Origin of the sequence: Bifidobacterium sp. WCA-178-WT-4B (assembly GCF_009696495.1) — a bacterium.
Lineage (GTDB): Bacteria > Actinomycetota > Actinomycetes > Actinomycetales > Bifidobacteriaceae > Bifidobacterium > Bifidobacterium infantis.
Genome location: NZ_VULV01000011.1, coordinates 34,078 through 60,807 on the forward strand (window position 1 = coordinate 34,078; position 26,730 = coordinate 60,807).

The following is a 26,730-nucleotide window of genomic DNA, read 5'->3' on the forward strand; positions in this document are numbered from 1 at the left end:
GGATGTTCTCCTATTGCTTGTGAATGGTGGTTGACGATATTGGGGTATTGCCGAAACCAAGAATCCAGGGGTTCTTGGCCAAAGTGATGACATCGGTACCGGATTTGAGCGATTCGGTCCCCTCCGAGGAGCCAGAGGGGCGTGTGCCCGCGACGCTGTCTCCGTCCGCAGTGTTGTCGAGACCGGAGTATCCCGGCCCGCCGGTGACTTTGACGCTCCACGCGTAGTTGCCATCGGCGGCCACGGCCAAGTCGGTGACGTCCAATGGCTGGCCGGAGTTCCACGTGAACGGTTGACCATTGATGATGATTTGTATAGTGGCCGGCTTGCCATAGACATCAACCGAACCGCCGGTGACGTTAATGACGTGAGCGTTGTCTGACCAGCGCAGCCCCTGCGGTTTGTTGATTACAGCCTTCTTCTCATAGGTGTAGGGAGCGCCATTGCGCGGGCCTCCGGTGGCGGCATCGCTGGTAGCGCCGTTGAACACCTGTTGCACCGATGCGGTGTTGCATCTGGCCCAAGGACTCATTCGGAAGTCGAGTGAGTTCCGGTTAGTAGCTGTACCGGAATCGATGCCATCGGCAGTCACGCTGTAGGACTGCGCATGCCCATGCTTGGTCCAATGCACGGTGCATGTACTGCCGGATCCGGTGGTGTAGACGTCAGTGGGCGGCTGGACCTTGTACTGCGGGACAAAGCTGCTCTCGCCCGTGCCGGCGGAAGCATCGCGCTGCGGCACCACGGTGGCCGTTACGGTGATTGTTGTGGTGTTGAGCAACGACTCATCGATGGAGAACGACTGGGAGCTCGGTGACTCGCAAGAGGCTTCGCCGCCAGCGTCGCCACCAAAGGATATCTTCCGGCAGCCGGCATTGCGGTTGTTGCCGAGAGTGACTTTCGCCGTTACTGTGGTGTCGTTGTTCGACAACGCAATGTTCGGCGCATCCGGGTCTCCCCAGATCTTCTCTGACGGCGATGCGGCGGACTCGGCACTCCAATTGATTTTGTTATGGGCTTTGACGGTCGCCGTGATGGCGGTGCCATCGGAAATGTCGTTGTTGTTGAACGTAAACGACAGCTCGGTGGCCGTATTGCCGGTTTCTTTGGTCTGCGGAGCGCCTGCACCGGTGACGGTCACCGAATAGTTGTCGACGGCGCTGAAATCACCGCTCGGTGCCTTCCATGTCACCTTGGCGGTTTTATTGCCACCCGTGACCGTAACATCGGTGGGAGCGGACGGCACCTTGTCTGGTGTGGCTTCGACGGCGGTGGACGGCTTGGACCAGCCGACGTCATTTCGCGCGGCGACGGTGAAGGAATAGGTTTTGCCGTTCTTCAGACCAGTGACCTGGCATGAGGTGACGGCACCGCAATCCTTCTCTCCGGTGGCGGCACCGGTCCAACTGACCTTGTAGTTGGTGATCGGGCTGCCATTGGCGGCACCGGGCGTCCATGTGAGGCTGACCGCGCTGTCCTGCGGTTCCCCGGCTACGGGGGAGAGCAGTGGCGGCTCGGGCTTGTCGATCACGGACACGGTAATCGATGCGGTGACTTCACGATTCTTGGACTTGGTGCCGTCTTGCACGGTGACGAGCACGGTATTCGTGGAAGCACCCACATCGGATGCGACGGCGATGGTGACGTTTCCGGAGGCATCGCATCCGGCGATGGTGAGTTTGGCGGCGTCATCCGCCTTGCAGCTGATGACGGTCAGCGAGGAATCGGGGAACGGATTGTACGCGCCGGTAAGCGCGTTCACGACATCGCTGGCACCGGCCATGATCTTCAACGTCTTGTCGCCGACGTGTGCCAGCGGACGGGTCGAAGACACTACGCGCACGGTCACACCGGCATTCACGGTGCCCGCGCCGTATGCGATTTGCACGGGAATGGACGCGGTGGTGCCAGGAGCGGCATCCTTGGTGGCGGAAACCTGCAAGCTACCGGAACGGGACAGGTTTGCGGTGATTTGCCTGGACGATGAGCTTCCGCCGGAATACGTGTATTGCTTTTCGTCGTCATACACGCCGGACGGTGCATGGGTGAGCGCCGCCAGGTCAACGGTCTTGGGGTCCGCGCCCGCCTCGACATCAATAGTGGAGGACGAGAACGTGGGCGGCGGCACATCGCGGCCTATCACCGTGATCTGGAGAGTGATCACTGCGGAATTGATGATCTTGGTCTTATCCGATCCCTGCTTGCCATCCACAGCGGTAAAGGTAATGGAGGCGGGGCCTGCGTAGTCTTTTGCAGCAGTGAACTTCAGGGTCTTGTCGTTCACGTAGAAATCGGAGTTGGAAGCCTTGGTGGCGCTGATGGAATCAGCGCTTTCGATATACGGTTCCTTGCCGGCGCCGACGCGAACATAGTCATTGATGTTGATTTCAATGGTTTCGCGCGAATTGACCTTCAATTCCGGTGCCTTGGGGCGCAACGTGGGCGGAAAGACACCATAGGCCGGTACCTGGATGAACGCGGTGGAGGTGATGTTGTATTTCGTATTGGTCACCGTGTAAGGCACGGCTCGCGCCTGTGACGTCAGGTCGACGGTGATGGTGGTCGAATGCTCGCCGCCCTTGACGTGAGCGTGAGCGCTGGCGGAGGGATGCACGCCGACCTTGAGCTCATTGGCTGTGCCGGAAGGATTGGCGATCCACTGGGAAACATCCACATCCACGGACTTCTTATCGATGGTGGCGGCGGACGGCACACGATAGTCGTAGGCGGTAGGCGGCTCGATGGCGGCATTCGGATCCACGTTTACCGTGAGGGTGGCCGTATCGGACAAGCAGGCCTTGTCTTTGACCGTGTAGGCGATATAGGCGGTGGTGGCGCTGCCGGGCGTGGTGAAGGAGATCATATTGTCTTTCACGCTCACCCCGTCGAGACCTTGGACCTCGACATGCTTGTCGACGGTCAGATTGGTGTTGTCGCCGGAGATGTCGTTCTGCGCGACCGGCACGGTTGCGGCTGTATTGGGCCTCAACGTGATTTCGTCATCCCTGGCGTATACGCCGGAGTCGGACGATCCTTGGAATACGCCCACGCGGATCTGCGCCTGTGCGCGCTGACCGGTCCAATCCTCCACGGCATAGGAGAAGGTGTCGGTGCCGGACGAATCCGGATACGCTTCATAGACCAAGTAGTCGGAACCGACTTCGGATATGCGGCCCAGCGTGGGTGCCTTGTTGCCCAGACCCAACAGCTGATCGTCGTCGCCATCCGTGTCTATGCCGGTCAGCATGATGGGGATGCGGACCTTCTGCCCGGCGGCAACCTGCGCTTCGGCGTCATGCGGGGTTGGCATGGCCTTGCTCGCTGCGTCGCTCTTATGTACGGTAATGGTGATATTGGCGGAAGCCACATTGCCTAGATTGTCTTCAACCGTATAGGTGATGGGGAAGTTGCCGGTCTCGCTGGATGCTTGGTAGCGGACCGTGTCTCCAGAGACGAAAGCCAGGCCCTTGAACGTCTCCTTGTCGTATTGCAGGTTGTTCTTGAGTTTGACCGTGGTGCCATCCGAGTAGGCCACATGGTCAAGCACATCCACGGACACGATGCCGCCGGTACGCACCTGGGCATTGATATTGCTGGCCTTGGGCACTGAATTCGAGGTGGTCAGAGCCGGTGGCTGCAGCACGATGGTGCCCTTGGCGGTTCCGGAGGCGTTGGCCACGGTGTAGGTAAGGGCGACGGGTTTCGTGGGCACCTGACGCGCGGTGATATACACGCGCTTATGGCTGACGAGACCAACCTTGATGCCGGAGTCGGCCGGTGCGCTCACCGTGGTGACGGATAGCACGCCGCCCATCGGATCGACGTCATTGGTGAGCGGCTCCACAATGGCGGTATTATCCGCGCCAAGCAGGGCGACATCGTTGGCGGCAACCGGTTTGGCGGCTTCGCCGGTGGTGGGCTGCACCTCGACGCGAGCCAATCCGGTGGCCGGAATCGAGCCTTGAGTAATGGTGTAGGGCACATAATAGGTGCCGGGATTGGTGGCCTTGAACGTCAACGACATATCCGCCGCATTGGTGGTCGTCGAAGCGCCGTTGGGCGTATCCACCTGAGTCAGTTGTGCCGGCTGCAAGGAAGTGCCATGCACGTAAGAGGACAGCTTGACGACGGTATCCGTGTTGGGAACGGTGGTTTTCGCTACCGGGTCGATGACCGCGGCCAAGGTGTTCGCGGGCTTGACCGAGAAATACACCATGCCGGTGCCGGTCGCCGTGCCGTCGGAGACGGTGACCTCGACGCCCACACGTCCCGACGCCAGCGCACCGGGGTTGAACGTAAGCTGGCCGTCGGCTCGGGTGGACACCTGCACCTGGTCGGTGTTCTGGGCCACAGCGGAGACCAGAGTGAGCGGGTCTCCATCCGGATCGTTGAAGCTGCTCAGCGCATTGGCGGTATAACTGGCTCCCTGCTCCACATCGATCTCGGGAGGAGTGTCGAACTGTACGGGAGCGTGGTTGCCGCCATCATTCAGGGTTACGGTCACCGTGGCGGAAGAGGTCTGGCCGCGGCCATCGGAAATATCGTAAGTAAAGGTAACGGTGCCTGCGGATGCGGCGGAGGCATCGAGCTGCAAATACCGGCCATCGTAAATCGGCGAAATGGTGACGTCTTTGTCGTTTGGTGCGCCAACCTTGGTGATTTTCAGTACGGAACAATCGGTCTGCTCGTCATTGCGCAGCACGTCGAGAATCTGTTCCGAACCGGCTCGCGCGCCGATTTCATCATCCTCGGCTTTGATTTGGCCGGATTGCGCGGAACAGGTCTTGGAGAAGTCGTGGTGGTTGTTGGCTGAGTCGTTGTTCTGCTGTTCTTTCCCGGTCTGCTCGGTCTGTATTTTGTTCCACTGTATTTTGATGACTGTGGTGGAATCCTCAGGGTTCCACACATTGCCGTTAACCGTGTCGTTGAGCACCACAAGGCGATGGTTGGTGCGGAACACCAATTCGGAAGTGGCATTGACGGATTCGAGGGTTTGCGGCTTGACGCTGGTATCCGTGGGGGAGCAGGCGCGAATGTAGTTGCTGGCCTTCTGGCTCCAAGCCGAGTACACGCAGCCCTTGGACGATACCGGTCGTGCCGGATTCGCCTTGCCCCCGTTGGCTATGAAATTCGCCTTGGCATTGGATTTCAACGGGATAAGCGCAAGGCCTCTCGGTGATGCCGCGGCCACCCAATCGGACTGTACGTCATCGGTGGGAGGCTCCTGAAGGGTGAGGGTGCCGGTCGTGTCGACATCGACGCGGCCGCCCTTGAATATGACGGTTTTGCCGGTTGCGATTACCGGCGTGCTCCCGATGACGGTAAAGCTTTCAACGGTCTGCTGCTTGCCGTCGGTCAGCGATTCGAGGGTTCTGGCCTTGGCGCTGCTGGGATTGTCAAGACGCAGCACCATACCGTCGGATGGACGGTATCCGTAGATCTTGCCATCGTGGGTTACTACGATGCGCCCGCCCTCGCCCAGCTTCATTTTCGGATCGGAAGTGGTGGGAGTCACGGAATCAAGGTTTTCCGACAAGCCGGTCCACACATTGCCGGTCTTCTCGTTGATCAGGGCTACGGTATCCCCGCCGACCACAGTGGTGGTGTTGGCTTTGATGTCGGTCCTGACACCGGTGCTGACCGTGGATGCCTTGATGGTGGAGGCTTTGGTCGTTTCGGTCAGGATGGTGTCGCCATTATGCTGTGCGATGTCGAATCGTGGGGCGGAGGAGGAGACGCCGGCGTCGGCCTCCTTGTTCTTTACGTTGAATCGTGCGGCCTTCTGGTTCTTCAGCGAAGTGACCCATACGGTGCCATCGTCCAGTTGCACATGGCGGCGTGTGACGGTGCTCATGATCACCGCGCCGGCAACAAGTCCCAGAAGCAGCAGGAGCGTGATTGCGGGAACCGTCCACGTATGCCCTCCGGAGGGCATAAGGCGGCGCAAAGCCGCGCTGATGCGTCGGCGACGACCGTATGACTGGGATGATGTGGCCATCTGAACTCCCTGAACCCTGGTTTCTCTGGTTGCTGGTGTAATGACAACGCTTTACGGTTCCAATACCTGCCGTTCCTGTTGCCCATTTGGTGAATTCGCCACTGCCGGGCGCTGCCTGATGCGATACGCAATGCCAAGGTGGCATGCCCGGCAGTGGCGAGCGGATCACTCTTGCGGCTTGGCCGCACAGGCGATGGCGGGGCTGACGGACATCTGGCGGTTCTTGCGCACAATGGACACCTGAATGCAGGTCTGCGAGCCTTCCTGCGCGTTGACGGTCACCGTGGGATCTGACGTTGTGACGGTTTGCGCGCTCTGGTCGGTATTGCTGCCCTGCACTATGGCCCACGCATAGGTATCACCGCTTTGCGGGTCTGGATTCGTCCAGGTGAACGTCACGGATGACCCATCCGCCGCATAGGTGCCGTTCAGATTCTCCGGGGAAGGAATCTGGGCGTTCGCGGTATCGGTGATCACGTCATCCTGATTATTGCGGTTGTTGTCATCGTCCTTGGTGCCGGGCGTCGCCACCTGTTTGGTATCTGATCCGGTGGCGCTGTCCATGCGGGGAACGACCACGAAGGCGAATATCAGTGCCGCCGCGGTGATTGCCGCAAGTATACCGACGGTAATGCCCACCGGTTTGACCCATCGCCGTGACGAATGGGTGATCTGATCTCGCTGGTCCGTGGCCCGGCGCCGACGCTCGATGTCTTTGGGGTAGGCCGGCATCCCTTCCACGGTAACGGGAGTGGCATGCCCGAAATATGCGAATTGCGCACGCTGCATGGCACGTGCGAACTCCAACGCGGAGTAGTACCGCTGGTCGGGGTCCTTGTTCAGGGCCCGGCGCAGCACCGCTTCCACATCGGCCGGCACATCGGGGCGGTTGAGGCGAGGCAATGGCTGGTTGACGATCAGCGAAATCAGTTCCGATTGCGAACGCGGATGATATTCGTGCTGGAATGGCGAGCAGCCGACGAACATGGCGTACAGGGTGGCCGCCAGTGAATAGATGTCGGCGGCTTCCGAACCATTGGTCAGATGCCGAAGCACTTCAGGCGGTGCCCACGGCGGCGAGAATCCGGTTTCGGTACGGTCATACACATCGGTGGAGATACCGAAATCACCCAGAACAGGCAAGCCCTTCGAGGTGATGAGAATGTTGCTGGGCTTGATGTCGTGATGGATGATATTGCTGCGATGCGCGGTGAACAGCGCGCTTGACAGCTTGATGCCGAGGTCGAGTACCTGCTCGCAGGTCATGGACCGGGCCTTCATGATGCTGTTGTAGGTGCCGCCCGGCGCATATTCGATGACGATGTAGCCATGGCCATCGGAGGTGACGCCGGCACCATATACCGGCAGAATGTACGGGTGGGATGACAGCTTGGCCATGAAGTTGGCCTCGCGGTTGAACAGGGCAGCGGCCCGTGGGTCAAGGGTTTTGGCGCTGACCTTTACCGCCACCGGGCGTGCGGGCATACGCTGGTTATATAGGTACACCGTGGCGGTGGCACCGCTTCCCAACATCTGGACGAAATCATATCCGGGCAGTTTCGGCGGCCTCATCGGAATATTGGCCATCTGTTCCCTCCCTCCTTGGAAAATGCACTCTCCCTGCGTTCGTTCTACAGGATACCGTCAAGGGTACGATTCTTCGTCGGGTTCGGTAAAATTTTTCCCTCTGTGACGGTCGGGTTTAGGCTGGAGCCATGATGACGAGACTTGAACCTGGAACAGTGCTGGACGGCATCGACCGTGATGGAGCGGCGAGGCTGATTGTCGGCACGCCTGGAAGCGGCAAAACTGAATTCGCCTTATCGGTGTTGATGGCGGGGCTGCGCCGCTACGGTGGCGCGCAGGTGGTGATGGCCGTATCCGGCCGTGTGGCCGCCGACGCATTGGGCAATCGGGTGATTCGTGAGCTCGGGTTTTCCGTGCAGGCCAGGCCGGTCACCACGCTGGGTGCCGTGTCATTCCGGGCCATATCAGCTTCGCGCGAGGGAACTGGATTGCCGTCGCCTCGATTGTTGAACGGTGCGGAACAGGATGCTTTGCTGCGTCAAGTCATGGCCGTGCATCTGCGCCATGCCGTAGCGGGAGATGATTGCGGCACCTGTGATCTGCTACGCATCTACTTTGCCCAGGATGACTGGGCGAAACTCATACGCGATGCCGGTGCCGGCGAGATGCCCGGCTCGGCTGCTTCCGCACAATCAAGCCTCTTGAAACAAGGGTCGGATTCACCGTCTCCGACGTCGGCAGGCGGCTCGACCAGCGCGGATAGGTTCACTCGAGGTATTTCAGATGCGTTTATCAGCCAGTTGCGCGATATGCTGGCCCGATTGGATGAGCTCGGTGTAGGCGTTCACGAAGAGCCACGTCTTTTGGACGCCGTGACGGAGGACGCGCGATTGTCGGTGCAATGGCGTTTGGCTTTCGCGTTGCGCCGTGAATATATTGCAGCCCAAAGCGCGGCATATCCGGGGCAATACCGTTTGGATGCCTCGTATTTGCTGGTGGCAGGCGCTCGTGTGGTGCATGAGGCATTCGCCGCCGATCATGCGGATGATTCCGGCCGGCCTATGCGTATGGAGGCGTTGGGCTTGCCCCGGCTGCTGGTTGTGGATGATGTTCAAGACACCACGCTGGCCGGCATGCGCTTCTTGGAGGAGTTGGGGAATGCCGGCGTCAAGTTGGTGCTGGTCGGCAACTCGGATGAATCGGTGCAGACCTTCCGTGGATCGTATCCGGAATATCTGATGCGCCGTGCCGTGGAAGGGCGGCTGAAAGCCAAGGAAGAACAGCTGGTGGGCGGCAGTACCGGCGCTGATCAGTCGCACATGACGATGGCTGATGTGATCGCGTCTCGTATTTCGCTGTCGATTCCCTCGCCGGAAGACGAGCCGCTGCCTCCGGCCGAGCGTCCCGGCAAGCTGACCGCCATACTGGGCGGAGTCGATGCAGCGAATTATCAGTCGGACGGCACAGTGACCGCCGGCCTGTACCGATCCTCACGTGAGGAGCTGGATGATGTGGTCTGGCGCATCAAGCGGGCGCATCTTGACCGGCATATTCGGTGGAACGACATGGCGGTCATCGCCCACGACAATGCCGCCGTGCGGCTGTTCGGCGAACGACTGCGCCGAGATGGTGTGCCGGTGCGGTATTCGTCGGTTACCCGTCCTTTGAAGGACGAGACTTTCGTGCAGGGGTTGTTCGCGCTTGTGGAGCTTGCCCGATTGCGTGCCGAGGGAATGGCGGAATGTCAGATGACGTTGGCTTCCTGCGCGGCATATGTAAGGACTAGAGTGGCCACGTTGATGGACGGCCCGTTGGTGAGTGCCGGGGCCAGACCCGGTCAGGGGCGTCCCGCAAGGCTTGCGCCGATCGAATCGGCCATGGGGTCGTTGGAGTCGCTGGCGCATCTCGCCACGGATGATGCCATGCTGACCTCTCTGACGACGGCATGGGAAACATTGCGTGAAACATACCGTGAAACACGGCATGAAACAGGTCGTGACACATCCTCGTCAGTGGTCTCGACGTCAGCGGTTTCGTCGCCAGTGACTTCGTCGCCAGTGACTTCGTCGCCAGTGTCTGTCGAAATACTCAGTGAGCCCTCCGACGATGACTTGGCCTTTGGCGTTGACGCGCTATACGTGATGCTTGCCGTTGATGATGCCGCCGCGCCGGCGCAGGCTGCGCTCGCATCCATCCACGCGGTGCTCGGCAACGACTCTCAGGCCCGCGCTTTTGCGAACCTGTGGCATCTGGTGGGCAGCGTTGCTTCCGGCTTGGAGCGGCTGCCGGCAAGCCAGCGCGTACAGCCGCGCTATGCGCTGTCTGTTGCGTGGAACGCCACCGGTCTGGCACCGGTCTGGCAGCGTGCGGCATTATTCAACACGGCAGAAGGGCGTACGGCCAATGACCGGCTGGACGCGGCAATGCGCCTGTTCCAGTTCGCCGATGATTCCACCGCCAGCCGAGACGTCACGTCATTCATGGCACAGGTTCGGGGCATGGAAGTGCAGGCCGATTCCTTGGCCCAAATAGGGCCGGTGGAAGACGCGGTGACATTGACCACGCCGGCAGGCGCGGCCGGACGCCACTGGGAATATGCGTGGATACCGGTGGTCCAGCAAGACGTGTGGCCGAACCTCGCCGGGCGCAACACCATGTTCGGTGGTGAAGACCTTGCCGAGCTCGTGCTGAGGGGAGCGCTTGAAGAAAGCGACAAAACCGGTCATGATCCGCGGTTCGCGGCTGTGCTGTCGGGCGAGAAGAAGAGCTTCCTGGTCGCGCTGACCCGTGCACGGCGAATCATGATCAGCGCGGTATGGAACGACAGCATGAGCCCATCGGACTTTCTTTTCGGGTATCTGCCGGAATACTATCCGCGCAACCGGCAACAGGCGCCTTTCACCACAGTGGGGGCACATGCGGGATTCGCCGAATATGATCTGGCCGGATTGGACGCCGACCCACGTGGGTTGGTCAGCGCCGCCCGCGCGGTTCTGGCCACTGCTCAACCGCAGCAGGCTGCCGCAAAGGACGCCGCGGTTGCGTTGACACTCCTGTCAGAGCATGGTGTGCGCGCCGCAAATCCGCAGAGCTGGGCGTTCGTGGAATCGCCGGCCCAATCGGATGGCACATCATCTGGCGATGCCTCATCTGACAGTGCCTCATCCGACAGCGCGTCATCTGGCGGTGTACAGTCTGACGGTATCCAAACAGGGAAGGGCAAGACGGATGCGCAGGCCGCACTCATGGTCACCCTGTCTCCATCGGCGGTCGACAGCCTATGGGCGTGCCCGGTGTGCTGGATGCTGGAGAACCGGTTCGCCGGTCCTCGCCCCAGCTCCGTGGCCACCAGTTTCGGAACCCTCATCCATGCGGTTGCGCAGCAAGGCAGCGAGGAAGGGCTGGACCATCTTTCCCACAATGCCCAGGTGTTGGCCACACTGGGCTTGGACTCCACGGCCGGCACGGAACGCCGCATCGAGGCTGTCACGGCACGGCTTAATGCCATCTATCAGAGCAAACGTCCTGATCCGAATGCCATAGCCGACACCCGGAACCGCTATGAGGCCACCCGTAAGGACGAGTCCGCGGCGGATGCCCTGCGCAACATCGCCGATTACTTTGTGCGCAGCGACGCCGATCCGGAAACGTATCTTGGCAAGAACTCCAGCAACTTCAGCATTGGCGCATTGGCCGGTGCCGAATGCGAACGGGAGTTTGCCGCACGATTCGATGTGTGTGACATACTCGACGCATACAATGCCGTGCCCGGCATGCACCCGATTGATCGGAACACGCTGGTCCGTCTGATGGGAGCACTGGTCGGAGGATGGCCGGAAGGCATGGACGAGCATCTGACCGTGAGACTGTCCGGGCGCATCGACCGTATGGAAACCCGCGTACTCGCAGACGGCGGCGAATGCATTCGCCTCATTGACTACAAAACAGGCAGAACGCCCACGGTCAAACAGATTTTCAATGATTTGCAGCTCGTATGCTATCAGCTTGGCCTCGTATTCCCCGAAGACGGGCCGCGCGGTGCCAAGGCACTTGCCGCAATGCCGCATATCAGCCAAAGCGCGCTGTTCCATGTCGGGCAGAATACGGCACCAGCCAGAAGCTATGCTCCGGAAGGTGCCTTCCAGCCGCCGCTGTTCACTGATGGTTCGTTGAATGCCGAACCGTTCACGCCACGATACTGGTATAAAGACCCCAACCGTTTCTTCGACATACCCGCCATAGATCCGGCTACTCCTCCCGAAGGTGTGAGTGCCGAAGCGTGGGCGCAATTCGCCGCGCTCGCCGGTACGCAGACGTTATGGTCGCTGACCATGATTGCCCGCGTATTCTATGCCGCGGCGGCCAGCAGATCAGCCATCATCGAGGCCCATCCGCAAGACACCCATATCGGATTCTGCCGTATGAAGAACGTCTGCCCTGCCTGTGCAGGCCAGATCGACACGATTTTCGAAACGAGGCAAGCATGAGCGCGTTCACTCCCAGTGCGGAACAGGCCGCCATCATCGATGCGCCAGTCAATGCTGACGTACTGGTGGTTGCCGGTGCCGGTTCCGGCAAAACCTTTACGATGACCCAACGCATCATCGCGCTTATCAATCGAGGTGTGGCACCTGAACGCATCCTTGGCCTGACCTTCACACGCAAGGCCGCAGGCGAACTGCTGGAACGCGTCTCCGCCGCAGTGGCCGGTGATATGGCGGGCTCTACGACCGCCACGGTGTCTGATCGGGCATTCCTCAAGCCGGCCATTTTCACGTATGACGCCTTCTTCCAGACCATCGTGCGCCAATATGGACTGCTTGTCGGATTCGATCAGAACACGCAACCATTGAGCGCAGCCGGAGCGCTTCAACTGGCCACCGAAGTCATCGACAGTCACATGGATCTGGCGTTCAGTGAGGATTTTGGCGCCTTCTCCAGTTTGGCGAACCGTGTTCTGGCGTTGTCGGATGCCATTGGCAGTGCCATGATCGGTGCCGGCTGCACCAGCTTCGATGATGCGATCAATCGAGTACGGCAATGGGATTCGGCATTCATCAATCGATTGCAACAAGCCGTCGCAGACGAACCCATGCCCGAGGACGAGCCGAAAATCCCCAAGATCAGACGACTGAAGAAAGATACCGACGCCAGCTGGCAAGCCAAGCTCGATGACCGTGCCGAACATCTGCACGCCCGTTGCACCTATCATTGCGGTGCGCTGCTGGAGACCACGCGCAAACGCGATATTCTGCTCCAGCTGGTGGAGGCCTATGCCCAAGCCAAGCGGGAACGCAATATGGCCGAATTCTCCGACTTCACCATTGCCGCGTATCAGCTTATCGAGCGCTTCCCCTCCATCGGAGAGCGCACGCGCCGCAGGTACAGCCATGTGCTGCTCGACGAATATCAGGACACCTCCACCACGCAGGCCGCTCTGCTGGCAGCACTGTTCCATGTGGATGCGTCACGGAGGTCCGCCGTCAACGCGGTGGGTGATCCGTTCCAGTCGATTTACGCATGGCGTGGTGCCAGCCCTGGTGCATTCCGTATGTTCCAGCAAGATTTCCACCTGCCTGCCGGATACAAGCCATTCCCGTTGTCCGTCACCAGGCGCAACAGCCGTATAGTACTCGAAGCCGCCAATAATCTCACGCTGCCGTTGCGCTCCAATCCGTCGCGTCCCTCAAGCGCATTGATGCGTGAGGTCGATGTCTCATCGCTCGACCCCATGCCTGATGCCCCCGAAGGAACATTGGGAGTACTGGGCTTCGCCACGGCCGGGCAGGAGATCGACGCCGTAGTGCGTTTCTGCAAGACGGCCATCGCACGGCACCGTTCCGCAGCCGAACAACAGGAACAGATGCCGGGCGAACAGAAAGCGCCGGTCGCCGTGCTGTTTCGGTCCAAATCACATATGCCCGAATATCAGGCGGCATTGGAACAGGCCGGATTGACCACATTCGTGGTCGGCTATTCCGCGCTGCTGGAACGTCCGGAAATCCGCGATCTGATGGCGTTGCTGCACGTGGCCGCCGACCACACCGATACGGGATCGCTGATGCGCTTGCTGGCCACGCCACGATTCACCATGTCCGCAGCGGATTTGACCATGTTGGCCCGTTTTGCTGAAGAACAGAACATGGAACAACGCTTCCAAGCATTGGTGCAGGCCGGCCTTGCCCAACCGGATACACCAGCGAATGAATGGGCGGCTGTGGTGCGTGAGTACCGCGATCAGGTGGCCAATGCGGTATTCCTGCCAGACGTATTGCTACGCGGCGATCTGGTAAAACTGCTTGAACGGTTGAGCGCACACGGGCGCAACGCCATAACCCGGGCCGCGGTGATGCTCCGTCAGGTGCATGATGCCGTCGGGCGGCCACTGGGCGACGTGATTCGCGCCGGCATAGAAGCGTTGGATCTTGACATCGACACCGTATTGGCCGGTGTGCTGCATAATCCGCAGCACCGCGCCAATCCCGCTTTGGCGCATATGCCTATGGATGCGATTGTGGATTTGGTGGATACGTACACGCAAGAGATTGCCGCTGAGCAAACTCCCTCGTTGCATGGGTTCATCACATGGGTGGATCATCTGGCTTCGGTGGAGGATGAAGCCGCCAGTCTCCCCGACGCTCCGGTGGATGTGGAACTGATGACCGTACACCAGTCCAAAGGGTTGGAATGGGATGCCGTTGCGGTAGTGGGGCTTACCGCCGGCGGATTCCCCAGCAATCAGGGCGACCATCTCAAGATCGTGCTGGACGAACACCATACGGGAGGCACCGAGCAAGGTCGCTGGACCGCACCCGAATATCATGAGACCGCCGACTCCTGGCTCACCAACCCCACCGCCGTACCCGTGCCTATGCGCGCCGATGCCGGCATTCTGCCGCGATTCCCCCATGATGCCGATGTGGAAGCCGACCCCATCGCATCGTTGGCGGCTTTGGATGATGTGGAGCTTATCGATGATGAAGTGTTCGGCTCCATGCGCGAATTCGGCGATGGCGTGGAAGAAGTGGATGCATCCGGCTGGTATTTGACGCAGGCGGAGGAATATGGGCGCCGGCTGCATGCCGACGAACGTCGATTGATGTATGTGGCGCTTACCCGTGCGCGGGAAGATGCCCTGATGACCTATTGCGCCTATACGGGCGAATCCGGGCGGGACCCGTCAGTGGTGCCCAAAGGCTCTCGCGCCGCTCAGCCATCCAATTTCTGGCTTGAAGTGCATGACGCGCTCCAAGCCCGTGAACATGCGATATCGGCTCAGGACTGTGTGGAACGTCTGCAAGCCGCCAATGCCGGGAAGCCCATGCTGATCTCGGCGCAAGGCGAAGCGATTGCCCCTCCCGAAGGGTTCTTTATCGGAGAGCATGCCGCGGCATACGGTGACGCCGTGGTGGGGGAGTCATGGCAAACGCCGATTACGCAGACGGATGCCGCTGTCGAATTGCCGTGGCCGGCTACCCTCAGCGACGCGGTGCATGAACAGTTGTCACGTGGCATCGATGTCATCGCCGCAGATTCCTCGTCACTTGAGCAGCACCAAGACGCCGGCCCGCTGCTGCAACGGGCGCAATTGCTGGTGGACGACGCCGATTTGATGGCCGATGCCGCCAGCGGCCAGTCGCTTGATGAGGCAGTCAAAGCCAAGGCGCAACGCATTCTGGCCGCCGGACGCCAGAACGTGACAAGCCTGCAAGCCCGCGTAGGTGGCATGAGCGAACGGGAGGAGCGCCTCTACTGGCGTAGCATTATCCGTCCGATTCCACGAATATCGTCTCCGGCGGCCGAAGCCGGCACGCAGTTCCATGCGTGGGCCGAGCAATTCATCAATGCCGGTAAACCGGATGAAGCGGTACTGGCATATGAAGCCGAATCAAGTATGCCGCATACAGGTCAGGATGCGGGATTCGTTTCCCGGGAAGCCATGTTGGCCGATTTGGCCGAACGGGAGCGGCAATGTCGCAAGCCCTCCACACGGCAGCCCGCTGTCCCACAGTCCACGGCTCAACAATCCACATCCGCCGCATCCGCCGCCTCCGCCACTTCCATAAGTAGCGACAATGCCACCGAGTCCAAGCTGGTGGCGTGGCAGCGCAGACTGGCCGAATCATCGTGGGCCAAGCGCATCCCGGCGTGGACGGAGCGTGCCATCGTCGTGGACGTGCCGGGCGTGGGCCTGGTCAATGGCAAACTCGATGCGGTATTCATCGGTGGACTTGACCCGTCCAGCACCACCGCACGCTTTACCGTGGTCGACTGGAAAACCGGTCGTCGGCCCACCAAGCCAGACGACATCACCCACAAACTCGCCCAGCTCGACATGTACCGACTGCTGCTGGCAGCGGTCGAAGGTGTGGAATTGGACAGTATCGACGCCACTCTCTACTATGTCAGTGAGCCCGACGAGGGCTTGCGCGAGCTTCACGCCCGTGCGAAAACCAAACAGGAAATCCTTACCGAGTTGAGCTCCGGCATTCCCGAACAATCTGACAACGACTGAGCCCAAAGGCTCATGACCTGTGCACCATCGGACGGCCTTCACCGGCGGAGAGACCTTATGCATCGCAAGGCATCTCCGACGATGAAGACGACTGGCCATGTACCGGTCCGCGGTTGAAACGCACCGCGTGACGTTGCTCGGGAACCGCTACCCTCGGATGGCACGTGTGGGCGGGCGCACGTGCCGGACAACGCACCAGTAAGGAGTTATTGTGTCCACGACTCGCGCGGTTTCGAAGTCGTCCGCTGCCCACTCGCCCTACCAGCGCCTGTTCATGCTGCCCGGAGCCAAGGCGTTCTGCCTGTCCGGCGCGGTGGCACGATTGCCGATCTCCATGATGAGTCTCGGCATCGTTCTGGCGCTCAACCATCTCTACGACAATTGGACCATCGCCGGCACCATGAGCGCCTCCTATGTGCTGGCCATGAGCTGCGTCACCCCGTTCTACGCCCGCGCCTTCGACCGTTTCGGCCAAGCCCGCGTGGGCCGGCTTGCGCTCGCCGTGCAGATCGTGGCCATGCTCGCCTTCGCCTTCGCGGCGTTGGTGCGCGTGCCGATTCCGCTGCTGTTCGCCCTGGCCATCATCATGGGTCTGACGCAGTTCTCATTCGGTGCATTGGTCCGAACCCGCTGGTCCTATGCGTTGCGCGGTGTGGAAGATGGCGAACAGCTGCTCAACACGGCCTACGCCATGGAAGCCGCCATTGACGAGATCGTCTTTATTCTAGGGCCGATTCTGGCGGCTTGGCTGGCCACCTCCGTGCATCCGGTATCCCAACTGTTCGTGCCCACCGTGGCATGCGGCATCGGCGGCACCATATTCTTCTCGCTGAAATCCACCCAGCCGCCGGTCATCGTGGAACAGGTCACCGTGGCCGCTCACGATGACGGCAGCCCCGCTGCAAGCGAAGATGCCGACCAGCTGACCCTGCGCCAGCTCAAACGCAGCGGTGCCAAGCCCAAAAGCGTATTGCTCTATACCGGCGTACTGCCGTTGCTCGCCGTGTTCATCGTGTTCAATATGAGCTTCACGTCCTTCGACGTGTCCATCACCGCCACCATGAAATCCATGGGACTCGAGCCCTTCCTCGGTCTGCAATTGGCGATGTTCGCGGTCGGCTCGTGCATCGGCGCGCTGGTGTTCGGCTCTCGCCAACTCAAAGGCTCCCATTGGGCACATATGGTGATGTTCCTGTCGCTGCTGACCATCGGCTACGTGTTCTTCCGGCTGTCAATGGACAATCTCATCCTGCTGGGCGTCTTCGAAATTCTCTCCGGCCTGACCGTCTCGCCGACGTTCGCCACCGGCAACCTCATCGTCAAGGATCTTGTGCCGGCGGAATCCCTGACCGAAGGACTGAGCTGGGTAACCACCGCAGGCACGGTCGGCACATCGATTGGCTCGTCCGTGGCCGGTATTGTGCTTGACGCCTCCAACCCTCATGTGGGCATGATGCTGCCATTCATCTTCACGCTGGCGTCCGTGCCATTGGCATTGGCCGGATGGGCCTTGGCCAAGCGGCGTGGGTGAAACGGGATCGGGCTACGCCCGATGGATGGTTGGCGGCTTCGCCGGGGTCTCTCCCTCAGTCCGCTTCACGGCCAGCTCGAACGCAATTAAATGATGGCTTTCAGCCAACTGAATTATTGCTCACTGTCGTTCGCCCTCACCTAAAAACGCCTCCGGCGTTTTCTTCACGGTTCGGCTCATCAGAGGGAGCTCGACTTCACAGTTCGGCTCGTCAGAGGGAGCTTGATTCTGTGGACGGGATATTGGCGTGACGGCTTGGCGGTGATAGGCTGATTGCCGATTGGAAAACGTCCCGGGTGCATTGCCGGGCAGGTACGGGTAGACAGGGAAGAAGACATGATCAAGGTTTCGGTGGTCGGAGCAAAGGGCCGCATGGGCTCGCACGTGGTCGAAGCGGTGAACAAGGCCGAGGATACGCAGCTGGCGCTCGCATTGGATGCCGGCGACGACCTGACCCAGGTCACCACCGACAACACCGATGTGGTCGTCGAATTCACCGTGCCGTCCGTCAGCCTGAACAACGTGCTGACCCTGATCGGCCAAGGCGTGGACGTGGTGGTCGGCACCACCGGCTGGACCGACGAGAAACTCACCCAGGTCAAATCCGCCATCGCCAACGGCCCGAAGCCCGAAACCCAGAAGGTCTTCATCGCACCTAATTTCGCGATCTCCGCCGTGCTGGCCGACTACTTTGCCACCAAGGCCGCGAAATACTTCGAATCCGCCGAAGTCATCGAACTGCACCACCCCACCAAGGTGGACGCCCCCTCCGGCACCGCCATCCACACCGCCCACGGCATCGCCGAAGCACGCAAGGCCGCAGGACTCGCCCCCGTGCCGGACGCCACCGAAACCGATGGCGGCTCACGTGGCCAGGTGGTCGACGGCATCCACGTGCACGCCGTGCGTCTGCGCGGCCTCAACGCCCACGAGGAAGTGCTCTTCGGCAACGCCGGCGAGCAGCTGACCATTCGGGCCGACAGCTTCGACCGCACCAGCTTCATGCCCGGCGTCCTGCTTGCCGTGCGCAAGCTCGCCGGCGACGCTCCGGCCGGCCTGACCATCGGCCTCGACCACTTCCTCGACCTGTAATCGACCCGCAGTCGACCAGCAGTCGACCAGCAGTCTACCCCGCAATTCGGTCAGGGAAGCGCGCCGGGACGCGCATCACGGCATTGCCACCGGTTCCGGTCATAATGCCACGCATTCAGCAACAATCAAGGTACGTAATATAAGAGTCCACAATGGGAAGTACGGTGAACACTATGAGCGAGCATGACATGCACCTTCTTGAGCCAGCACCTTTCGGCCGCATTCTGCCGGCTATGGTCACCCCGATGAAATCCGACGGCAGCGTCGATTTCGCCGCCGCGCAGAAGCTCGCCAAATACCTCGTCGCCGATGGCGCGGATGGTCTGGTGGTCAATGGCACCACCGGTGAATCGCCCGTCACCCATATGGATGAGAAGGTCGAGCTGGTCAGGGCCGTCAAGGAGGTCGTCGACGTTCCGGTGATTTCCGGCGCCGGCTCCAACGACACCGCACACACCGTGCGTATGGTCGAACAGACTCAGGAAGCGGGCGCCGACGCGGTGCTCGTCGTCATGCCTTACTATTCCCGCCCCTCGCAGGACGGTATCGTCGGCCACTACAAGGCCGTCGACGAATCCGCCGAAAAGCCGATCATCGTCTACGATGTTCCCGGCCGTACCGGCTTGAAGGTCAAGGTCGAAACATACGACCGACTGGCCGGACTTGAACACGTCAAGGCTGTCAAGGACGCCACCGGCGATCTTGCAGCCGCAGTGGAGAAGCAGCAGCGCACCGGCCTCGCCTGGTATTCCGGCGATGACGGCCTGTTCCTGCCGTTCCTCTCCATCGGTGCCGTCGGCATCATTTCGGTGATTGCCCACGTCGCCTCCAACCCCATGCAGCAGCTTGTCCAGGCATTCGATCGCGGCGATATCACCACCGCCCGTCGCCTCGCCAACCAGCTCGCCCCCCTTGTCCACGCGTTGAATGGCGACGGCTATCAGGCCGTCATGGCCAAGGCTGCGCTCAAGGTCAAGGGTGTTATCCCCTCCACCACCATGCGTCTGCCGAACATCGGTCCCGACGCCACTCAGCTTGACAAGGCTGAAGAGGGCATGCGCGCTGCCGGACTGCTGTAAGCCCGAAACGCTGCATACGGGTTGCCAGCCCGCCGCCCCTGCATGACAGAGCAGAGGCACCACAACAGAAATCCCAAAAAGGTTATGGCACAAGAACAAAAGAAAACAAGCAAGAACACGAATTCTCGCCGTCGCGGTTCCGCGCGCGGCCGCAACGCCAACGGATCCAACAGCCGTACGCCGTCCCGTAAGATCAACGCCACCCGGCAGGCCACCGCACCTCAGCAGGATGCCGTGCTGATCGCCCCGCCGAAGTACCGCAAGGGCTCCATGCGCATCACGCCGCTCGGCGGCTTGGGCGAAATCGGCCGCAACATGAACGTGATCGAATACAACGGTCACCTGCTGCTCATCGACTGCGGCGTGCTCTTCCCCGAGGAGGAGCAGCCGGGCGTGGATCTCATCCTGCCCGATTTCAGCTACATCAAGAACCGTCTCGACAAGGTCGACGCCCTGGTGCTCACCCACGGCCACGAGGACCACATCGGCGGCGTGCCCTACCTGCTCAAGCTGCGCCCGGACATCCCGCTGATCGGTTCCAAGCTGACCCTCGCCTTCGTGGACGCCAAGTGCAAGGAACACCACCAGAACCCCACCAAGGTTGAGGTTGCCGGCCGTGAGAAGCTCAAGGTGGGCCCCTTCGACCTCGAATTCGTCAACGTCACCCACTCCATCCCGGACGCCCTGGCCGTCTATGTCAAGACCCCGGCCGGCTCCCTGATCGACACGGGCGATATCAAGCTCGACCAGCTGCCGCTCGACCACCGCATCACCGACCTCGTCGAATTCGGCAAGATCGGCGAAAAAGGCGTGGACCTGCTGATGATGGACTCCACCAACGCCGAGGTGCCCGGCTTCGTCAAGCCCGAGACCTCCATCGGCCCGGCCCTTGACCAAGCGTTCGCCCAGGCCACCCGCAAGATCATCGTCGCCAGCTTCTCCTCCCACGTGCACCGTGTGCAGCAGGTGGTGGACGCCGCCCACAAGTACGGCCGCAAGGTCGTGTTCGTCGGCCGTTCGATGGTGCGCAACATGTCCATCGCCGCCGATCTCGGCTACCTGCACATCCCCGAAGGCACCGTCGTGGACCTGAGGCAGGCCAACGACATTCAGGACGACAAGCTCGTCTTCATGTGCACCGGCTCCCAAGGCGAGCCGATGGCCGCACTCGGCCGCATCGCCGACGGCAACCACCGCGACATCCACATCAACGAGTTCGACACCGTGATCCTCGCCAGCTCCCTGATCCCGGGCAACGAGCACGGCGTCTACAAGGTGATCAACAAGCTCGTGCAGCTCGGCGCCAAGGTCGTCAACCGCGACAACGCGGCCGTGCACGTGTCCGGCCACTGCAACGAGGGCGAGCTGCTGTACATGTACAACATCGTCAAGCCCAAGTGTGCCATGCCGATCCACGGCGAAAACCGCCACCTGGTGGCCAACGGCCTGATCGCCGTCAAGACCGGCGTGGACCCGCAGAACGTGGTCTTGGCCGAAGACGGCGATGTGGTCGACCTGTACCACGGCAAGGCCGCGGTCGTCGGCTCCGTGCCGTGCGGCTACGTGTACGTCGATGGCGATTCCGTCGGCGAGCTGACCGACGAGGAGCTGGAGAAGCGCCGCATTCTCGGCACCGAGGGCTTCGTCTCCGCGTTCGTGGTGGTCGACACCGACAACCAGGAGGTCGTCACCGGCCCGAAGATCTACCTGAACGCCGTGGCCGAGGACGAAAGCGAGTTCGACAAGGTCCGTCACCAGATCGTCGAACAGCTCAACGACCAGATGATGCAGGGCACGCGCGATACCTACAAGCTGCAGCAGACCATGCGCCGCACGCTCGGCAGCTGGGTTGCACGCCAGCTGCACCGCAAGCCGATGATCGTGCCCGTCGTGGCCGACATCGCCCAGGACGTCGAAACCGTAGAAACCAAGTAGTTCGGATTATCCAGGGACGACCGTAAGGAGTAATTGAAGTCATGCCCGGTTCTAATCTCACTCGTATTGAAGCCGAAGAACGTAAGGCCGTTATCGAAGCGCCGATTCACTATCACGTCGACCTTGACCTGACGGTCGGCGCGAAGTATTTCGGCTCCAAGTCGCTCATCTGCTTCAACGCGAAGCCCGGTTCGTCGACCTTCCTCGACCTGATCGCCGACGAAGTGACCTCCATCGACCTCAACGGCAAGTCCCTGGACCCGGCCGTGGCCTTCCAAGACAACCGCATCGAACTGACCGACCTCAAGGAGAAGAACGAGGTCACCGTCGAAGCCAAGTGCCGTTACTCCAACACCGGCGAGGGCCTGCACCGCTCGGTCGACCCGTCCGATGGCAACATCTACCTGTACTCCCAGTTCGAGGTGCCGGACGCTCGCCGCGTCTACGCCGTGTTCGACCAGCCCGATCTGAAGGCCACCTTCGACTTCAAGGTGCTCGCCCCCGCCAGCTGGATCGTCACCTCCAACATGCCGGTCGCCTCCATCGAGGACGATTCGCGCACGACCCTTGACGGCACCCTCGGCGACAAGCCGAACGAAAGCACCCGCCTGTGGGACTTCGAGCCGACCCCGGTGATGAGCTCCTACCTGACCGCCATCTGCGCCGGCCCGTACGCCGAATGGCACACCGAATACCTGAACGAAGACGGCCGTACCGTGCCGATGGCCCAGTACTGCCGCCAGTCGTTGGCCAAGGCCTTCGCGAAGGACGTCGACTACCTGTTCGACATCACCAAGAAGGGCTTCGCGTTCTACGCCAAGACCTGGGGCGTGCCCTACCCGTACGCCAAGTTCGACCAGATCTACGTTCCCGAATACAACGCGGGCGCCATGGAGAACATCGGCATGGTCACCATCCGCGACTCCTACGTGTTCGAATCCAAGGTGACCGACGCGCTGGCCGAGCGCCGCGTGGTGACCGTGCTGCACGAGCTCGCGCACATGTGGTTCGGCGACTACGTGACCATGAAGTGGTGGAACGACCTGTGGCTCAACGAGTCCTTCGCCGAATTCACCTCCACGCTCGCCACCGCCGAGGCCACCGAATGGCACGACGCCTGGGCCACCTTCTGCTCCGGCGAGAAGAGCTGGGCGTTGCGCCAGGATCAGCTGCCCACCACGCACCCGATCGTCGCCCCGATCAACGACCTCAACGACACCTATGTCAACTTCGACGGCATCACCTACGCCAAGGGCGCCTCCGTGCTGAAGCAGCTGGCATTCTATGTGGGCCGCACGCAGTTCTTCGAAGGTATCCACAATTACCTGAACCGCCACGCCTACTCCAACGCCACCCTGGCCGACCTGCTGAGCGAACTGGAGAAGACCTCCGGCCGCGATCTCAAGGCCTGGAGCGCCAAGTGGCTGGAGGAATCCGGCATCAACACGATCGCCACCGACCTGACCGTAAACGCGGACGGCACCATCGCCGAACTGAAGCTCACCCAGAGCGCGCCGGCCGAACACCCGGTGCTGCGCCCGCATCGCCTGGCCGTCGGCTTCTACAATGAAGACGCCGCAACCGGCAAGATCGTGCGCACCGAGCAGTTCGAACTCGACGTGGATGGCGAAACCACCATCGTCGAGGCCGCGGCAGGCAAGCCGCGCCCGGCATTCGTGCTGGTCAACGACAACGACCTGACCTACACTAAGATCCGTTTCGACGCCGAATCCCAGGCATTCGCCGAAGCCAACCTGCATCGTTTCGACGATGCCCTGGCCCGCGCCGTGACCTGGCTCGCCTTCTGGGACATGACCCGGGACGGCGAGTTCCCGGCCGAGCGTTTCGTGGACATGACCCTGCGCCTGCTGTCCACCGAAACCGAGTCCACCACCTTCCGCTACGCGCTGGCCTGCATGAGCACCACCGCCCACCACTACGTGGCGCCCGCCCGCCGCGACGATGTGCTGCGCCACGTGGCCGCCGAACTGTGGACCCTGGCCAACGCCGCCGAAGCCGGCTCGGACACCCAGTTCCAGCTCGCCACTGCCTACCTGGGCTATGGCGAGGAGGGCGACGCCGCATTCGCCGCCAACGCACACGGTCTGCTGGACGGCACCGTGCGTCTTGAAGGCCTCGAAATCGACAACAACTTCACGTGGACCATCGTCCAAGCGCTCACCTCCGTCAATGAGATGACCAACGACGACGTGGACGCGCAGCTCGCCAAGAAGGAGACCACGGAAAACCGCGAGTTCGCCTACGGCGCCCGCGCCTCCATGGCCACCGCTGAGGCCAAGGAATGGGCTTGGGATCAGGCGCTCCACAACGACGAGCTGACCAACTCCCAGCTCGAGGCCGTGGCCGGAGGCTTCTCCGCCACCCCGCGCCACGATCTGGCCGAGCCATTCGCCGCCCGGTATTTCGAGGCCGTCGACTGGATCTGGGCAAACAAGACCTACCACATGGCCGAGGCCCTGCTCAACGGCCTGTACCCGGGCTACGCCGATCCCGCCACGCTGGTCCGGCTCGGTGACGCATGGCTGGACGAGCATGGCGCCGCGGACAACGCCCTGAGGCGTCTGATCATCGAGAACGTGGCCTCCTCCCACCGCACCCTCAAGGTTCGTGAATACAACGACGCCCTCTGACCGGTGAGCGCCGACTTCATCGGCCATGGGACACTCGCCCCGTGTCGTCAATGCGGTTTACCTCGTCGGGCATGCAAACCGGCGGAGTTCGTGCGAAATCCTTGTGAGAATTTCGCACGAACTCCGCCGGTTCTCTATTATTTCCTTACTGCTGCGTCCAATCGTATTCAGGAAATACGTTGACGGTACAGACTACACATTTCGGGCCAATCGGTCTGGATGACGTCGACGCCAAGAGCCAGCATTTTTCCCCACCCATACTGAGGACCACGAATAATGGATGTGGTGTCATCATACCCGCATAGACCGTTCTGTTCGTTGCCCAAATCTAGTGCGTTGACGAAGGCGAAGAGGTTGCGCTCGTGCAACCGTGTGAACACGGATGAATCGTTGAACGGCGTATCACATGTTTTCGCAATCAGTTCCACTCCGACGGTGTTGATCCGCTCATCTTCCACGAACAGTTCCAATTGCTCCGTTCGTTCGATCATGCCCATGAACATGTACTTGACCGCGTGATCGGCCAGCGCCGACAGATACCGGGGCTCCGCCGGACACTTGAGCAGCAGCCTGTCCTCCAGATGCAGCCCGTCGAGCCAGTCGAGGAAACCGGTGTCCCAGTACCGCCAGGAGCGGTCGATGTTCACGACGATGTCCGGAATCCCTTTCAGGATGTCTCCCGCACGCTCGACATGACCATAGTATGTGTCGGGATAATCGCTGTACCGTAGTGCGGCGATCTCCTCCCCCGTCCTGCCGAGCAGGCTGCCGACGTCGCCGAGCCGGGACGGCTCGAAACCGTCATGGAAGGCGAAATACTCGCCGTCGGAGGAACGTATGATGTCGATCTCCGCGATATCGGCCCCCACCACCTTCGACGCGATGACGGCCCGCAGCGTGTTCTCCCTGATGTCGCCGCGCGGCGCGCCGCGATGGGCGGCGATGGCGAAGGGATGATTCGCCAGGGACTTGTTGAGGAAGGCGTTTACCGTCGCATACCGCTCCCGTCCGAAGCTCCTCATCGCGTCACCGCCTTGTTGTAGGTGGCGATGTCCTGCGCGGCCTTGGCCTCGCCGTCCTTCATGGCCGTCTTCATGTCCTTGCCGTTCAACGCCTCGTTGAAGGCGGCGATCACATCCTTGCGGATCGAGGGGAAGGCGCCGGTGCGGCAGCCCAGGGATGCGCTGGAGGCGGGGTTGGCGTTCAGTTGATCGTAGAACACCTTGACATTCGGATCGGCGAGTTCCTCCCTGCCCTCCTTCTCCTGCGCGGCCTTCCCATTGGCGAACAGGTAGCCGGTGGCCTTGGAGAACACCGCCTGGGCGTGTGGGGTCAACATGAACTTCGCGAACTCATAGGCGGCCTTCTGCTCGGCCTCGCTGTGCTCGGCGGACACGACCCAGAGGGAATTGCCGCCGATGGGGGTGCCGGCGGCCTTGGAGTCGTCGAGCTTGGGGAAACGGGCGACCACGACGTTGTCGGGTGAGCTTCCCGGCTGCATGGTGGTGTAGCCGCCGGACGAAGCCAACGCCAGTCCCAGCTGATTCGAGGTGAACGCGGAGCTTATGGCGCTGGAGCCATTACCGGGGTTGAGCCCCACGCCGGAGCGGAACATGTCGGCGATCTGCTCGAAGGCCTTCACCTGCCTGGCGTCGCTCATCATGATGCCGTTCACGGGTTTGCCCGAGCGCCCGTTGCCCGGGGTGCAGATATCGATGCCGGCATTGGCGCTGAGCTGTTCGAGGATCCATGAATCTGTCATGATCATGGAATAGCCGTAGGCGCCGGTCTTGTCGTGGATCGTCTTGGCCCACTGCACGACCTCATCAAAGGTTTTGGGTGGGTTGGCGACATCGAGCCCGGACTGTTCTGCCAGCTGCCTGTTGATGTACATCACCGGTTCAGAAACCGCCATAGGCATGGACAATAAGCCTTTGTCGTCACTGTAGTATTTTCTGATGACTTTGGGAATATCGGATTCAGCGGAATCGCTGCCTTTTTCGTCGAGCTTGTAGATTGGTGTGGTTATTTTGCTGTCCAGCATGAAGCCTGTGGAGATGTCGCTCATCTGCAGGATGGCTGGCGTGGACTTCGATTGCACGGCCGCGGAGAACTTCTGCTGCACGTCGGCGTAGGAGCCTTGGTAGGAGGCCTTCACCTTGATCTTGCCTTTGTTGGCGGCGTTGAACTCGCTGACGAGCTGGTTGATGGCGTCCTTTCCTGAGCCGGAATTCGAATACCAGAAGGTGATTTCCTGTTCTCCCGAGGTGGCAGTGGCATTGGAATTTGTTTTTGCGCCGCAGCCACTCAGAGCAGATATTGAAATCGATGCCGCCATGACGAGGGCGGCGAAGCGATGTTTATGCATCTCTTTTTTCCTTTCAGTGATTATCATCATGTTG

At 60.9% G+C, this 26,730-nt stretch carries 11 protein-coding genes; 7 read left to right on the top strand and 4 right to left on the bottom strand.

From position 1 onward, the window contains the following. Positions 1 to 10: 10 nt before the first annotated feature. A complete protein-coding gene (locus FYJ31_RS08430) occupies positions 11 to 5,998 on the bottom strand; it encodes an Ig-like domain-containing protein (protein WP_154536473.1) in 5,988 nt (1,995 codons plus the stop codon). Positions 5,999 to 6,163: 165 nt separating this feature from the next. Further along, on the bottom strand, positions 6,164 to 7,585 hold the full coding sequence (locus tag FYJ31_RS08435; protein WP_154536474.1) for a serine/threonine-protein kinase: 1,422 nt from the start codon (positions 7,583 to 7,585) through the stop codon (positions 6,164 to 6,166). Positions 7,586 to 7,716: 131 nt separating this feature from the next. On the opposite strand from FYJ31_RS08435, the gene FYJ31_RS08440 reads away from it, so the two are divergent. The 7 genes from FYJ31_RS08440 (at position 7,717) to pepN (ending at position 24,328) form a co-directional block, all read left to right on the top strand. Then, positions 7,717 to 12,012 carry a PD-(D/E)XK nuclease family protein gene (locus FYJ31_RS08440; protein ID WP_154536491.1) on the top strand — a complete coding sequence of 1,432 codons (4,296 nt, stop codon included), beginning with the start codon at positions 7,717 to 7,719 and terminating at the stop codon, positions 12,010 to 12,012. After that, positions 12,009 to 16,040, top strand: a complete 4,032-nt coding sequence (locus FYJ31_RS08445; RefSeq protein WP_154536475.1) for an ATP-dependent DNA helicase — start codon at positions 12,009 to 12,011, stop codon at positions 16,038 to 16,040. Before FYJ31_RS08440 ends, FYJ31_RS08445 begins: the two co-directional genes overlap by 4 nt. Positions 16,041 to 16,251: 211 nt before the next feature. Then, positions 16,252 to 17,571 (top strand): MFS transporter, encoded by a 1,320-nt coding sequence (locus FYJ31_RS08450; RefSeq protein WP_174772821.1) that lies wholly within the window; start codon positions 16,252 to 16,254, stop codon positions 17,569 to 17,571. Positions 17,572 to 17,907: 336 nt separating this feature from the next. Then, entirely contained in the window at positions 17,908 to 18,663 is a 756-nt protein-coding gene (gene dapB / locus FYJ31_RS08455) for a 4-hydroxy-tetrahydrodipicolinate reductase (RefSeq protein WP_032744803.1), read from the top strand. A 173-nt stretch (positions 18,664 to 18,836) separates the two neighbouring features. After that, positions 18,837 to 19,742: a 4-hydroxy-tetrahydrodipicolinate synthase gene (dapA, locus tag FYJ31_RS08460; protein ID WP_012578306.1), complete on the top strand. Its 906-nt coding sequence runs from the start codon at positions 18,837 to 18,839 to the stop codon at positions 19,740 to 19,742. Between the two features lie 84 nt (positions 19,743 to 19,826). Continuing rightward, positions 19,827 to 21,677: a ribonuclease J gene (locus FYJ31_RS08465; RefSeq protein ID WP_014485106.1), complete on the top strand. Its 1,851-nt coding sequence runs from the start codon at positions 19,827 to 19,829 to the stop codon at positions 21,675 to 21,677. Positions 21,678 to 21,718: 41 nt separating this feature from the next. After that, positions 21,719 to 24,328, top strand: coding sequence for an aminopeptidase N (gene pepN / locus FYJ31_RS08470; RefSeq protein ID WP_154536476.1), 2,610 nt, complete (start codon positions 21,719 to 21,721; stop codon positions 24,326 to 24,328). A 167-nt stretch (positions 24,329 to 24,495) separates the two neighbouring features. Here pepN and FYJ31_RS08475 read toward each other — a convergent pair whose 3' ends face one another. Both FYJ31_RS08475 and FYJ31_RS08480 read right to left on the bottom strand, forming a co-directional pair. Further along, on the bottom strand, positions 24,496 to 25,350 hold the full coding sequence (locus FYJ31_RS08475; protein WP_032744799.1) for a glycerophosphodiester phosphodiesterase family protein: 855 nt from the start codon (positions 25,348 to 25,350) through the stop codon (positions 24,496 to 24,498). Continuing rightward, the gene (locus FYJ31_RS08480; protein ID WP_154536477.1) at positions 25,347 to 26,696 is read right to left on the bottom strand and encodes an ABC transporter substrate-binding protein; all 1,350 of its coding nucleotides are present in this window, start codon (positions 26,694 to 26,696) and stop codon (positions 25,347 to 25,349) included. Before FYJ31_RS08480 ends, FYJ31_RS08475 begins: the two co-directional genes overlap by 4 nt. Between the last annotated feature and the right edge of the window lie 34 nt (positions 26,697 to 26,730).

Bases quoted from the DNA above. Each gene is read 5' to 3' on its own strand.
- FYJ31_RS08430 (WP_154536473.1), bottom strand. From the start codon at position 5,998: ATGGCCACATCATCCCAGTCATACGGTCGTCGCCGACGCATCAGCGCG.
- FYJ31_RS08435 (WP_154536474.1), bottom strand. From the start codon at position 7,585: ATGGCCAATATTCCGATGAGGCCGCCGAAACTGCCCGGATATGATTTC.
- FYJ31_RS08440 (WP_154536491.1), top strand. From the start codon at position 7,717: ATGACGAGACTTGAACCTGGAACAGTGCTGGACGGCATCGACCGTGAT.
- FYJ31_RS08445 (WP_154536475.1), top strand. From the start codon at position 12,009: ATGAGCGCGTTCACTCCCAGTGCGGAACAGGCCGCCATCATCGATGCG.
- dapB (WP_032744803.1), top strand. From the start codon at position 17,908: ATGATCAAGGTTTCGGTGGTCGGAGCAAAGGGCCGCATGGGCTCGCAC.
- dapA (WP_012578306.1), top strand. From the start codon at position 18,837: ATGAGCGAGCATGACATGCACCTTCTTGAGCCAGCACCTTTCGGCCGC.
- FYJ31_RS08465 (WP_014485106.1), top strand. From the start codon at position 19,827: ATGGCACAAGAACAAAAGAAAACAAGCAAGAACACGAATTCTCGCCGT.
- pepN (WP_154536476.1), top strand. From the start codon at position 21,719: ATGCCCGGTTCTAATCTCACTCGTATTGAAGCCGAAGAACGTAAGGCC.
- FYJ31_RS08475 (WP_032744799.1), bottom strand. From the start codon at position 25,350: ATGAGGAGCTTCGGACGGGAGCGGTATGCGACGGTAAACGCCTTCCTC.
- FYJ31_RS08480 (WP_154536477.1), bottom strand. From the start codon at position 26,696: ATGCATAAACATCGCTTCGCCGCCCTCGTCATGGCGGCATCGATTTCA.